Source organism: Prevotella phocaeensis (assembly GCF_900065875.1).
GTDB lineage: Bacteria > Bacteroidota > Bacteroidia > Bacteroidales > Bacteroidaceae > Prevotella > Prevotella phocaeensis.
In genome coordinates this window covers 456,544-470,544 of record NZ_LT160626.1, presented here as the reverse complement: position 1 = coordinate 470,544, position 14,001 = coordinate 456,544, and the positions used below count along the sequence as shown (strand labels likewise).

Annotated in this window: 10 protein-coding genes; 3 read left to right on the top strand and 7 right to left on the bottom strand. The window is 46.8% G+C overall.

From position 1 onward, the window contains the following. Positions 1 to 8: 8 nt before the first annotated feature. Together BN3912_RS10040 and BN3912_RS10035 are read right to left on the bottom strand one after the other, a co-directional pair. Positions 9 to 2,132, bottom strand: coding sequence for a tetratricopeptide repeat protein (locus BN3912_RS10040; RefSeq protein ID WP_051403427.1), 2,124 nt, complete (start codon positions 2,130 to 2,132; stop codon positions 9 to 11). A gap of 90 nt (positions 2,133 to 2,222) precedes the next feature. Next, on the bottom strand, positions 2,223 to 3,146 hold the full coding sequence (locus BN3912_RS10035) for an ABC transporter substrate-binding protein (RefSeq protein WP_023983382.1): 924 nt from the start codon (positions 3,144 to 3,146) through the stop codon (positions 2,223 to 2,225). 97 nt (positions 3,147 to 3,243) lie between these two features. Between BN3912_RS10035 and radA the strand changes: the two genes are divergently transcribed. Further along, positions 3,244 to 4,638 (top strand): DNA repair protein RadA, encoded by a 1,395-nt coding sequence (gene radA / locus BN3912_RS10030; protein ID WP_023983383.1) that lies wholly within the window; start codon positions 3,244 to 3,246, stop codon positions 4,636 to 4,638. Positions 4,639 to 4,942: 304 nt separating this feature from the next. Here the strand turns inward: radA and queC are convergent, their stop codons facing one another. Further along, positions 4,943 to 5,599, bottom strand: a complete 657-nt coding sequence (gene queC / locus BN3912_RS10025; protein WP_023983385.1) for a 7-cyano-7-deazaguanine synthase QueC — start codon at positions 5,597 to 5,599, stop codon at positions 4,943 to 4,945. Between the two features lie 244 nt (positions 5,600 to 5,843). On the opposite strand from queC, the gene BN3912_RS10020 reads away from it, so the two are divergent. Continuing rightward, positions 5,844 to 7,097 (top strand): phosphoglycerate kinase, encoded by a 1,254-nt coding sequence (locus tag BN3912_RS10020; protein WP_023983386.1) that lies wholly within the window; start codon positions 5,844 to 5,846, stop codon positions 7,095 to 7,097. Between the two features lie 121 nt (positions 7,098 to 7,218). Here BN3912_RS10020 and BN3912_RS10015 read toward each other — a convergent pair whose 3' ends face one another. Genes BN3912_RS10015 through BN3912_RS10000 form a run of 4 tightly spaced genes read right to left on the bottom strand, consistent with a single transcriptional unit; the run spans position 7,219 to position 12,961 of the window. Beyond that, positions 7,219 to 8,529 (bottom strand): aminotransferase class I/II-fold pyridoxal phosphate-dependent enzyme, encoded by a 1,311-nt coding sequence (locus BN3912_RS10015; protein WP_023983388.1) that lies wholly within the window; start codon positions 8,527 to 8,529, stop codon positions 7,219 to 7,221. A 26-nt stretch (positions 8,530 to 8,555) separates the two neighbouring features. Then, positions 8,556 to 9,128 (bottom strand): indolepyruvate oxidoreductase subunit beta, encoded by a 573-nt coding sequence (locus tag BN3912_RS10010; RefSeq protein WP_023983389.1) that lies wholly within the window; start codon positions 9,126 to 9,128, stop codon positions 8,556 to 8,558. Positions 9,129 to 9,140: 12 nt separating this feature from the next. Then, positions 9,141 to 10,739, bottom strand: coding sequence for a thiamine pyrophosphate-dependent enzyme (locus BN3912_RS10005; protein ID WP_023983390.1), 1,599 nt, complete (start codon positions 10,737 to 10,739; stop codon positions 9,141 to 9,143). A gap of 17 nt (positions 10,740 to 10,756) precedes the next feature. Then, the gene (locus tag BN3912_RS10000; RefSeq protein ID WP_036858972.1) at positions 10,757 to 12,961 is read right to left on the bottom strand and encodes a S9 family peptidase; all 2,205 of its coding nucleotides are present in this window, start codon (positions 12,959 to 12,961) and stop codon (positions 10,757 to 10,759) included. 65 nt (positions 12,962 to 13,026) lie between these two features. Here BN3912_RS10000 and BN3912_RS09995 point away from each other — a divergent pair, with 65 nt between their 5' ends. After that, positions 13,027 to 13,959, top strand: coding sequence for a tRNA modification radical SAM protein MnmL/YtqA (locus BN3912_RS09995; RefSeq protein ID WP_023983392.1), 933 nt, complete (start codon positions 13,027 to 13,029; stop codon positions 13,957 to 13,959). Positions 13,960 to 14,001 lie beyond the last annotated feature (42 nt).

Genomic DNA, 14,001 nt, shown 5'->3' with positions numbered 1-14,001 from the left:
TGCAAATGTCACTTATGAATATAATTCATAGACAAATCGGCTATAATTTTAGCTTCCGGCATAGATATATTGTATTTATCCAACAACGCCTTGTCGTTTGCAAACATTTCTTGTAACGAATGCCCTACTTCGGCACTCTTACCATCACCGGCATATTGTGCAAACAAACTTAAGGCCTCCTCGTTCTTAGACTGGAACCACTTGGCATAACCGGCATTCAGATAATCTTCTTTAACCGTCTTGCCCGATTTCAGAATACGTTCATAAATTGTTTCAGCAAGATCAGGCTTGGATTGATGCAGATGTCCCCATGCCAAAGCCCGCTCTATGTTCAGGTCATCGGGATAATCATAGTACAATTTAAAAAGAATATTCATACCCTCGCCCACCTTATTTATATATATCTGCGATATGGCAAAATGCAACGAGGCCCTTACATTGTCAGGCTCTCTTTCCAATATCATACGGTAACATTCTTCCGCATCGGCATATTCTCCCATCAGATAAAGCGTGCGAGCCTTTCCTTTCAACGCCTGAAGGTCTTCGCCATTGAGCGATAGCAGTTTTTCATACTCGTTATACGCCTGATAAGCATCGCCTGTCTTCATGTAAGCTGCCGCAGATAAGCGGTAATAATCTATGTTTCCGGATAATTCGTAATGCTGCAATAGCTTGATAAGTTGTGCATAATGACGGTTTTTCAACAAGAAATTACCCAATTCTATTACCAATCCGTTCATCGCAGGGGTAGCCACCAATTTATTTATAAAGAAGAAATACCGCCGATCGGTTTCTGCAAAAGGATTGATAAAATCCGCCTTATTCTGGTACAGGCGGAAGAAACGATACAAATCCTGCAAATACATACGGCGGATATATGCAGGCGCTTCTTTCTCTTCTACTGTCATCATCGGCCCCATTATCTCGGTTGTATTGAGCATTTCTCGCATGTTTTCGGGTATCCGATCGATAACTGTCGACATTGCAAGGGCAAAAGAATACTTGTCGGAGTCGCAGAAAGGCCCGTTATCCAATAACACTTTCATGAATTTACTTTCCCCCAATTTGTCGTTCACATGCCGTAAACCCGGATGATCCGTATAAAATGGGCTAAACCAATTGCTGATCTGATAGAAAAAGGAGAACCTTTTCATCTGCGAAAAGCCCCCGAAATAGATGTCAGAGCCTGCACGTTGCATGCTCATCATGCGCGAGAAACTCTTCTCCAAATCCTCCATAGCCTTGTCGGATGCCCCGGGATTCAGAATTTCTTCTAACTGGTCGTCTTCCTTTTCTATAATTCCGTTGCTGCTAAATCTCAAATGATTGTTCTTAAGCAGATCGGGCATAATGTCTCTTTGTATCTTATCGTTGTCGGCATCGGCATTCATACAATAGAAAATCTGCATCTGCAATTCGAGCAGCTGCCTGTGCAACGTCTCGTCTTTGCATATTCTATCCACCGTATTTCGCACTTCAGGAAAAATACTCATATCGTCTTGCGGCAATACAAGTACCGTTCCTACCAATGCTCTTTGCCGTATATGCTTGTCGGTTGCCTCTATGGCTACCTTGGCGAGTGTAAGGAATTTGTTCACATCGAATATCTGTATCGCCGAAAGCATAATGGCACCGAGCATAATCGATGCATCTATGGCATCTATTGTGGGCGACAGCAAGATTTCTCCGAAGAAACGAGCCATACCGTCGCTCCATTGAGGCGAAACAAGCAATGCGTTGAACAGTGCATCCATGTACTTCTGATGGAGTTCGTAAATGCTTCTTTGCTTGTCGCGCCGCATATCTTCCGCTTCGAGCGATAGCATGGCAAGGTCTTGCACAAACCGTTCAAGCTGTTCGCGTATGGCATCTTGCTGCATGTCTGCCTGCACCTGCTGTACCGAAGCTATATGGTAAGAAGCATTATCCCTTATCGATAACGCGAGTAGAATATCGCTATAAAGCCGATACAAGGTACATATAAGCCCGTTATACACATCTTCTAACTTCGGATCGCGCAGCCCCTGTCGCAAATAATTGCTCATCAGACGGTAATCGTTTTCTATATTTTCTATCCGTGCATCGAACTCTGTCAACGCATTATCGTTTATTATACTGCGCAAAACGCCCATACTTTTTGCGACATCTTTTACTGTTAAGATGTCTGTTGCTACCGTATGTAATTGTTTGTCGGAATATTTCACGTATGTATATGTTTTTTATTAAACAGGTTTAAGCGATTTCACGTACTGCCGGGCAATATTTATATCGCTTGCCGCCGGCTTTTCTATATGCTTAAAAGATAACTTCGGGAGTGCCTTTACGGTATTCTCGTCGGCACCGCAATATTTCCGTATAACATCCGAGAAATGCTCTAATCCCAAGCGGTTGATAGAATCTACAGCCGTATTATATGCTTTTACAAAAGCCCGAAGTTGTTTCTGTCGCCGTTTGTCGCGCATTGCATCGCTGCGAAAAGCCAATACACCCACATTAATCTTATAGTCTCGGCTGTCTTTCAGTACCGGATTCGAATACAATCGTGCCGTAGTAGCCTGCGGTTCCGGCAGCCATAAGGCATCCATCTCGTTATTGAGAAGCATTTTCAAACGTATATGAATATCGTTAAACTGCACACGAAACACCTGTGCTTTGGTCTTCACGCCCTCGAGTACGCGGCCTGTAAGGTAGTCGGTTGCCGAAAATCTCGTCATTGCTACCATCTTGTCGCCCAACTGTTCTGGCTTTTTAATACGCGCCATTTTATTGGCTATGAGTTGCCAATAGGCATTTGTCGAGGAAATATAGGTAAGAGGAAGCCCTTTTGCTATAAGTCTTTCCGTGCGTATCAGGTCTGAAACGGAGCCTTCTACCAGCCTCTTTTCAAGTGCAACATCGCAGTCCATCTGTGCATTATACGGTTTCAAGCGTATATCTTCACCGCTATCAGCAAACCATCTACGTTCCTTTGCCACGAACATAGGTAAGCAATCGAGCGTCGGCAGCACGCATATTTTCAAGGCAAGAGAGTCTTCTATCTGCAATCGATGGCGCTCCTCGCGCGAGAGTCTTTCCTTTTCTTCTTGCGAATATCCGCACGATACGAGCAACACAAGTACAACCGTATAGATGAAAAACTTATTCATGTGGCAAATTTAGTAATAAATTTTGATACTCGGAAAATAATAACTATTTTTGTTGACGGCATAGATGGCATGTCTATACCTACCGGAATAACTGATTATGGCAAAAGATAAGATAGCATACGTATGCTCCAATTGCGGACAAGAGTCGGCAAAATGGATCGGTAAATGTCCTTCGTGCGGACAATGGAACACCTTTAAAGAGATAAGAATTGCAGGCGATACGGGTTCTATGGCGGCCAGATCGGCGGCACAATCGGTAAGGCTGTCTGTGGCAGGCACCCCGAACAAACCTCTATACCTGCACGAAATATCGGCGAAAGACGAGCCGCGTATCGATACCAACGATACAGAATTGAACCGTGTTCTCGGCGGGGGATTGGTTCCGGGAAGTATTGTTTTGCTCGGCGGAGAGCCCGGTATCGGCAAGAGCACGCTCACCCTACAGACGATACTCCGCATGACCGACAGACGTATACTGTATGTCAGTGGCGAAGAAAGCGCCCACCAGCTCAAATTGCGTGCCGACAGACTTGGCTCAAACAGGCAGAATAACAACGTTATGATACTCTGCGAAACATCGTTGGAGCATATTTTCGAGCACATAAAGGATACGCATCCCGAAATCGTTATTATCGATTCCATCCAGACCATAGCCACTTCAGAAGTGGAAAGTTCACCGGGCAGCATCACTCAAGTACGCGAATGTGCAGCCTCACTGCTGCGTTTTGCCAAGACAAGCGGCGTGCCTGTGGTGCTTATCGGGCACATCAACAAGGAAGGAACGCTTGCCGGACCAAAGATACTTGAACATATCGTAGACACGGTGATACAGTTCGAGGGCGACCAACATTACATGTATCGCATTCTCCGCTCCATTAAAAACCGCTTTGGCTCTACCTCCGAGCTCGGTATATATGAGATGGAACGGAACGGACTGCGGCAAGTAAGCAATCCGTCTGAACTTCTACTCACGCAAGACCACGAGGGTTTATCGGGTATTGCTATCAGTTCGGCCATCGAGGGGGTACGTCCGTTTCTCGTAGAAACCCAAGCACTGGTATCATCTGCGGCATATGGCACTCCTCAACGGACAGCTACCGGCTTTGAACAGAAGAGATTGAACATGCTTTTGGCCGTTTTGGAGAAGCGTGTCGGCTTTAAACTGATGCAAAAGGATGTGTTTATCAATATTGCAGGGGGGCTTCGTGTCACCGATTTGGCCATAGACTTGAGCGTGATAGCCGCTGTATTGTCGAGTAATGTCGATACAGCGATAGAACACGGATGGTGTATGGCCGGTGAAGTGGGACTCAGCGGTGAAGTACGTCCTGTTAACCGCATAGAACAACGCATTGCAGAAGCGGAAAAGCTGGGCTTTACTCACATGATAGTGCCCAAATATAACCTACAGAGCTTTAATCAGGGCAAATACCGCATAGAACTTCATCCGGTAAGAAAGGTAGAAGAGGCACTTAGATGCCTTTTCGGATAAACCGACAGATAGCATATTGATTATCAACCGCTTATATCTATCTTCGTTAAAGTACCTATCAAACCGTCTTAGATTGGCTTTCTAACAAGTTTAGATGTACTATCTAAGCCGGATATACCTGCAACCCGCTAAAAATATAGGCACCGAATACAGATATTTCTGCTTCTGTTCGTCATTGGGAAACCGACGGAATTCCTGTAACAGCCATACTTTTTCCGCGGTTTTCCTCTTAAAGGAAAGGGCGACAGCGGCCTTTCCTTATTCATATGTTTGCCTTTCGAAAACATTGCAAGTGGCATCTCGCTCACCTTTCTTCGTACTCTGTAAGGTCTTCTATCCCCGCTTCTGCCAAGGCCTCTTTGCGCTCACGACACGTTCCGCAACGCCCGCAATGCTTGTCGCCTCCCTTGTAACAGCTCCACGTTTCGGCAAAATTCACCCCGAACTTCTGCCCTCTGCGGGCGATATCCGTCTTGGTTATGCCGGTATAAGGGGCTAGAACGCACACCTTTTCATAGGTTCCGGCGGTGGCGGCAGTCGACATCGCTGCCACAAAATCGGGACGACAGTCGGGATAGATGGCATGGTCGCCGCCATGATTGGCCATCATTACATATTTCAAATGGTGGCTCTCGGCCACGCCGACGGCTATGGAAAGCATAATACCATTGCGGAACGGCACCACTGTAGACTTCATGTTCCCCTCGTTGTAACTGCCTTCGGGGATAGCGTCTGCACCTTCTAAAAGACTGCTTTTAAAGTACTGATGCACGAAACCGAGGTCTATAACAATGTGTCTGATACCGAGTCGCTTGCAATGCAGGCGTGCATAAGGTATTTCCTTGGCATTATGATTGCTGCCGTAATCGAAGGATATGCCCAAGGCAATGCGGTCTTGATACTCGTAGAGCATGGTAACGGAGTCCATTCCTCCGCTCACTATAATCACCGAATCTTTCATTTTCAAAATGTTTTAATACGCTGCAAAAGTAATAAAAATTGCCAACTCTGCCTTGCATTTGGCCGTTTGTCGGCAGAAAAAGAACAAAATGTGGAGCTGAGACTTCCGTATATCGCGGAAATATATTATTTTTGCATAAAATAGGCAATACCTCGGCAAATGACAGCGGACTTCTTTGCATTCGGTTTGTACTATTTTTGTAATAAATAAAAAATAAGATTTCTAACTAAAATAATAAGGAAAAATGACAATTGAACAATTCAACTTTGCCGGCAAGAAGGCAATAGTTCGCGTGGACTTCAATGTTCCATTAGACGAGCAAGGTAATGTTACAGACGATACCCGCATACGCGGTGCGCTTCCTACACTAAAGAAAGTGCTTGCAGATGGCGGTGCACTGATCATGATGAGCCATATGGGCAAGCCTAAAGGTAAGGTGAAACCGGAACTTTCACTTAGCCAAATCGTAAAGAACGTGAGTAATGCGCTCGGTGTAGAGGTGAAATTCGCCCCCGATTGTGCCAAGGCAGACGAGGCAGCTGCCGCTTTGAAGCCGGGAGAAGCATTGCTTCTCGAGAACTTGCGTTTCTATCCGGAAGAGGAAGGCAAGCCTGTAGGCGTTGAAAAAGGTACGCCCGAATACGACGAAGCCAAGAAAGAAATGAAGAAAAAGCAAAAGGCATTTGCAGAGAAACTGGCTTCTTACGCAGACGTTTACGTAAACGATGCGTTCGGAACGGCTCATCGCAGACACGCTTCTACGGCAGTTATCGCCGACAGCTTCGATGCAGACCACAAGATGCTGGGCTATCTGATGGAAAAAGAGGTAAAGGCTATCGACAATGTGTTGAAGAATGCGCAGCATCCTTTTACCGCTATCATCGGCGGATCTAAGGTAAGTTCTAAACTCGGAGTCATCAAAAATCTGCTCGATAAGGTAGATAATCTGATCATAGGCGGTGGCATGGGCTACACTTTTATTAAGGCACAAGGCGGTCATATAGGCGAATCGCTTCACGAAGACGACCTGATGCCGGAAGCTCTGAACGTTATGAAGGTTGCCAAGGAGAAAGGTGTAAACCTGAGCCTTTCCGTTGCTACCGTTGCCGGAGATAAGTTCTCGAACGATGCGAACCGTAAGGTAGTCGACATATTCAATATTCCCGACGGCTGGGAAGGGATGGATGCTTCCGAAAAGTCATTGGAAGAATGGAAGAAGATTATCCTTTCATCAAAAACAATTCTATGGAACGGCCCTGTAGGAGTATTCGAATTCGAGAATTTTGCCCACGGTACGGGCGAGATAGCCAAGTATGTTGCCGAGGCTACACAGAAAAACGGCGCTTTCTCTCTCGTGGGTGGCGGCGACTCGGTTGCTGCTGTCAACAAGTTCGGACTGGCCGACAAGGTGTCTTATGTATCCACAGGCGGCGGCGCAATGCTCGAGGCTATCGAGGGTAAAGTGCTTCCGGGCGTGGCTGCAATCAAGGGTGAATAATTCGTTCTCCTATAATATAAAAAAGAGATGGTGTTCGGTTACCATCTCTTTTTTGCTTTGCAATATTTAGTAAAATGGGCATTCGTAGCTTTCTACATGCCTCCCCGATGGTTATAGACGGTCAGACGGGGTTGTTCGTTTCGAATATTTTCATTCGTTCTTCGAGCAGTTTGTATTGGTGATCGCCTATGAACGAAGTGCATACACGCAACCCTTCCTGCCGGCTTCCCGTGGTGATAAGGCAGATAGCGCTCACTCCGTAGTACATCAGTTCGTGCGCCAACTGCCCCGAAGTCATATGGGGATACCCGATAGTGAAATAAAATCCGTCGGCAACAGGCTCATCCAAGTCCTTATCATAGACGATGTAAAAGCCATGTTTGCAGAATATATCTTTCAAACGGCGTGCTCGTTCTCCGTACACACCTACTTCTTTTCTGAAATCATACGTACCTTCTACGGCAGCTTTCAGCATAGCCGTCATGGCAAACTGGGCACTATGACTGGTGCCGGAACTTAATGCGTAAAGCATGCGCGTAGAAAATACCTGCCCGAAAGGCAATCCCTCGTATCGTTCGGCAAGCGCATCGTAACGGCGAGAGTACAGTTTGTCGGAAATACATGTCACTCCTATACGCTCTCCGGCATAACTAAAAGCCTTCGATCCGCTGATAAGAAGAATGTAATTGTCGGTATATCGAGCCACCGTTGCTTGATAAGGAGGCTCGAAAGGAGTACTTAAAGGCTTCCTGAAATCCATCGCAAAATAGGCAAGGTCTTCCATAACGATGGCATCGTACTTCGTTGCAAGCTCGCCGATACCGCGCAGTTCTTCTTCATTCAGGCACACCCACGAGGGATTATTGGGATTGCTGTAAACGATGGCACAGATGTTCCCTTTCGCCAGATACGTCTCTATCTTACCATTCAGCTTGTCTCCGCGATAATCGTACACATCGAATGTCTCATATTTCATACCCATCACTTGGAGTTGCATCTTCTGAACAGGGAAGCCGGGATCTATGAACAACACCGTATCTTTCTGCGGATCGGCCTGCGAACATGTAAGGAATGAGGCGAACGTTCCCTGCATGCTTCCGCAAACGGGAATACATCCGTCGGCGCTGATGTCTATGCCTATAAAGGCTTTAACGAAGCGAGAAGCCTGACGTTTGAGCTCCGGAAGACCTTGAATATCGGGGTAAGTACGGGCTATACCGTCCTGTAAAGCCTTGATCTGCGCCTCTACGCCAACCTTGGCTGCCGGTAATCCCGGTATTCCCATCTCCATCTTGATGAACTCTACCCCCGACTCACGCTCGGCAAATGCCGCAATCGACTTCACTTCACGTATTGTGGCTTTGGAGAAATCCTGTATTTTGAAATCTCTGATCGCATCGTCTATGATTTTTTTCTCGATAGGTGTTTCCATCTGCATGTAGGAATTAAACGAAACGTTTATCTCTGTTCTCCGCGTCCAATGGCCAAAGCCTTGACATTGGCTTCCACAATGGCATCGCCTTTACGGGCAAATATGCGGCGTACAGCATCCTCCAACTTGTCGTAGGTTATCCCCAAAGCCTTCTGAGCCGCACCGAGAAGGATCACATTTGCACTGCGCGGAACGCCATTGTCCTTAGCTAAACGCTCGATATCTAATAAAATCACGTTGTCTACTTTCGCAAAATCGGCTTTCAATTTATCTAAATCAGGATAGTCGGGGATATTGACAAAAGGTGTTATCGACGTAATAATCCAGCCTTTCTTGCTAAGATAAGGCAGGTATCTCAATGCCTCCATCGGTTCCATAGAGATGATGACATCGGCACACCCCAATGGTATAAGGTCGCTATTGATTGGCTCCGATGACAATCTCAAGTTGCTCTGCACATCTCCACCGCGCTGTGACATGCCGTGAACCTCTGCCTGTTTGATATAAAGATTGTCTTTCAAGGCGGCTTCACCTATAATTGTTGCAATGGAAAGAATACCTTGTCCCCCTACTCCACTTAATATAATATCCGTTTTCATTATGCTTTCTCCTTAGTTTTTACGTTTCTCCGACGCATGTCTTTTAAGCGTTTGCACGCATTCTCTCCTCGGAATGATAACGCTCACCCCTTTATATTCTATTTCCTCACGGAGCATCTGTTTGATCTCCGGCATATTCTTGGCGAGGGGAATCACCACTTTCAAATGGGCTTCTTCTATGCCCAAACCGCGACAGATCGCCTCGAATTTAGAGGTACCAGCACTGTCTTGCCCGCCCGTCATCGCTGTTGTCAGATTGTCGCTGATGATAACTGTGATGTTAGAGTTTTCGTTTATCGCATCAAGAAGGCCCGCTATACCGCTATGAGTGAAAGTAGAATCGCCGATAATGGCAATGGCCGGCCACTGTCCAGCCTCTGATGCACCCTTCGCCATGCCAATGCTGGCACCCATATCCACACAAGCATGGATCGCTTTATAGGGCGGAAGAAAGCCCAAGGTGTAACATCCGATGTCGCCAAATACCCTTGCGTTGTCGTATTCCGATAAGACTTCATTCAATACACCGTACACATCGCGGTGACCGCAACCCTTACAAAGAGCGGGAGGTCGCGATATAACGTCTTCGCACGGTGCATATCCTTGCGTTGTTTCAATTCCGAAAGCTTTCTTCACTATATCCGGAGTGAGCTCACCGGTACGGGGCAGATCGCCCGTAAACTTGCCCTTAATAACAGCATTGCCCGGCATAACGCCTCTAACCATATCCTCTATGAACGGCTGACCTTCTTCTATCACCAATACTTCATCGCATTCGGCAGTCAATCTGTTAACAAGTCTCTTGGGCAACGGGTATTGTGAGATCTTCAGAACAGGGAACGGACAGCCCTGCGGATAACATTCGTTCAGGTAATTGAATGCAATTCCGCTTGCTATCACGCCGCGGGAACGATCGGGAGCATCAATATAAGCGTTATAAGACGAGCCTGCCGAGTCTTCTTCAAGCGCAGCCTGTTGAGCCGTTACCATATCATTGCGCTTTCTGGCAAAGGCAGGAAGCAGCACCCAATCGCTCGCCTTGGCATCATAGTTCATATCGTTTTCAGGGCGAGATGTTTCCGCTATCTCTACAACGGCACGCGAATGCGCCAGACGGGTTGTCACTCTAACGAGCACAGGCAGATGTATTCTCTCGCTATAATCGAAAGCTGTCGCCATCATATCATATGCATTCTGCTGATTGAAAGGCTCAAAACAGGGAATCATTGCAAATTTAGCATAGAAACGACTGTCTTGTTCGTCCTGCGAAGAATGCATAGAAGGATCGTCGGCCACCAGAACGACAAGGCCGCCATTGGTACCTGTAATCGCCGAATTGACAAAAGGATCGGCACAGACATTCAGTCCGACATGCTTCATGCACACAAGTGCACGCTTTCCCATATACGACATGCCCAGCGCTTGCTCCATTGCAGTCTTCTCATTCGTAGCCCATTTGCTGTGAATACCACGTTCCTTGGCTACCGGTGAGCATTGTATATACTCGGTAATCTCCGTAGATGGAGTTCCCGGATAGGCATACACACCACTCAATCCGGCATCTATGGCCCCTTGAGCAATGGCTTCATCGCCTAATAAAAGTTTCTTCATAATGTATTTGCGATTGGTTATTTCAGTTCTTTGATAAAGAAGTTGGCGATCTGTCTCATCAAATGATTACGGGTATTGCCGCCGGATATGCCGTGATTTCGGTTGGTATAATAGTTTTCTTTGAAGTCTTTATCTGCCTGAACAAGCGCTTCGGCGTACTCAAAAGTATTCTGCGGCTGCACATTATCGTCGGCCGAACCGTGACAGATAAGCAATGCACCCTGCAACTTATCGGCACGTTCGATCGGATTAAGGGCATAACCGTCGGGATTTTCCTTAGGTGTACGCATGTAACGTTCGGTATATACCGTGTCGTAATACTTCCAATTCGTTGGAGGAGCCACGGCAACACCGGCCTTAAACACTGCACGCCCTTCGCTCATGCTCATCAAAGTGTTGAAACCTCCGAAACTCCAGCCCCAAATACCGATACGGTTTTTATCCACAAAAGACTGCTTACCCAGCCACAAAGCCGCCTCTACCTGATCCTTAGACTCGAGGTCTCCGAGCCGCAGATAGGTACACTTCTCGAATTCGGAGCCGCGCCCACCGGTGCCACGCCCATCTACACAGACCACTATAAAGCCCTGCTGTGCCAAATAATAGTCGAAAGCGCCGCCCTGCCCCATAGAGCCGACGCGCCAAGAGTTTACAACCTGCTGGCTCGCAGGCCCACTGTATTGGTACATAATGACGGGATATTTCTTCGCAGCATTGAAATCTGTCGGCTTTATCATCCATCCGTCGAGCTTCACTCCCTCTGAAGTAGTAAAGGTAAACGTTTCTTTTTTCGTCCATCCAAAGCCGGATATCTTGCTTTTCAGTTCGTTGTTGTCCAATTGGATGGAAAGTATTTTACCCTTATTATCACGTATCGTATATAAATAAGGTGTATTGTAATCGCTCCAAGTGTTGATCAGATAGCGATAATCGCCAGAAATCACGGCCGTATTCCATCCTTCTTGATCAGACAGACGGTCGGTCTTTCCGTTCTTATGAGCCACAAACACCTGACGGTCGTGCGCATTGATGGAAGCAGCCTGATAATACACATCTCCGTTTTCTTCATCATATCCGTAAACGGCAGTAATATCGAAAGTGCCGTTTCCTATCTGTCGCATCAGCTGGCCGTTCATGTTGTAGAGATAGATATTCATATATCCGCTGCGATCACTGGGCAATAAGAAACTGTTCTTGCCGATGATGATGCCTTCCACTGCCTCTTCTTTCACATATTTTGCATTCTTTTCCTGAACTAAGAGCTGCGCAACGGTGCTACGGGGGTTCACGCTGTAAAGATTAAGTTCGCTCTGATGGCGGTTCATCGTGTACACAATAATCTTCTCCGCATTGGCAGTGGGCTTGATGCGCGGCATGTATCCGTCTTCTGCCAGCGGCACTTGCAGCCGGTTGGCCTTATGGCTTTTAATATCATAACTCCATGCGGTAACCACAGAGTTGTCGGTTCCTGCTTTCGGATACTTGTAAGAATAAAGTCCCGGATACTCCGCAAACTCCTTTCTCGCGGGCTTTTCACCTTTGAAGAGCTGCAGGGAATAGGTTTTCACCTTACTCTCGTCGTAGCGAAGCCAGCAAATCATCGTGCCATCAGCATTGAAACACAACGCTTTGTTGAACCCGAATTCCTCTTCATTTACCCAGTCCGGCACGCCGTTAATCACCTCGTTCTTCCGTCCATCCTTGGTTACTTGGCTCTCGGCATTATCGTAGAGCAGCTTTACAAGATAGATATTGTTGTCTCGAACGAAAGCTATTTGGTTGCCATCCGGCGACCAAACAGGCACTTGTTGCGGACCTCCATCGGATAGGCGCTGCAACTTACGCGACGAGATGGTATAAATATAGAACACAGCCCGAAAAGAACGACGGTAAATCGGTTTGGTTTCCGTCTGTATAAGCATCTTCTTGCCATCGGGCGACATCGTATAACCATCGAAAGAAGTTATCTTCTCGCCCATCGTATTATCTACATCAAAGAGCACACCGGTCTGCTTGCCTGTCTTAAACGAATATTCCACAATCTGTTTCCCATCGCTACTGATGCGTGCATAGCGGTCTGTACCTTCGATAGGAGTTATTCCTGTAATGGTTTTCGCGGCAAATTCACCCTTTGCAATTGCCTTCAAATCCATTCTCTCTGCCGCTTGCAAGTCTGAATATACCATAAATAACGCTGCTAAAAATACAATTATCTTTCTCATCCGCATAAGATATTTCGTTATAACCTATTGCAAAGATAGACATTTTTACTTACTTTTGCAAGCAAATGAAACAATATTACAACGATTTTGGTACATGGCTCCGCCAACGTTTTCCCTATAAAGTGCAGAAGATTTCCATAGATGCCGGCTTCACATGCCCCAACCGCGATGGGTTAACAGGTCGAGGAGGCTGCACATATTGCGATAACAGAACCTTTAACCCTGCGTATTGTAACCGCAAAAAGTCTATAACCGAACAGCTCGAAGACGGCAAACGTTTCTTCTCGAAGAAATATCCGGCCATGAAATACCTTGCCTATTTCCAAGCCTATACCAACACCTATTCGCCGCTGGAGTCGCTCCGTCGCATGTACGAGGAGGCACTGAACACAGAAGGTGTGGTTGGCATCGTTATCGGAACGCGCCCCGACTGCATGCCGGAGGCCCTTCTCGACTATTTGGAAGAACTGAACAGACAGACTTTCCTGTTGGTGGAATACGGCATTGAGACCGCTAACGACCGCACACTATTACGCATCAACCGCGGACACGACTTCGCCTGTTCGCGCTCCGCCGTAGAACGAACCCATGCAAGGGGCATACTTACGGGCGCACACATCATACTCGGACTGCCCGGAGAAGACCGTGAAGAAAGTCTGCGCCAAGCACCTGTCATCTCCGCACTGCCCATCGACATCCTCAAGATACACCAAATGCAGATCATACACGGCACGCAACTGGCCGAAGAATATGCCAAGCATCCGTTCCACCTGTACACACCGCAAGAATATATAGAACTGATTGTCGGTTACATACAACTGTTACGTAAAGATTTGGTACTCGATAGATTTGTGAGTCAGGCACCATCCGATCTGCTCGTAGCCCCCAAATGGGGACTGAAGAACTATGAATTCGCCAACCTGCTGATGCAACACCTTCGGCATACCGAAGCATTCCAAGGACAATATGCCCGCCACTCTTCCGGCCTGTTGTTATAAAGAAAGGCTACTATCACTACCGCTATAGTTTCCCAAACAGTA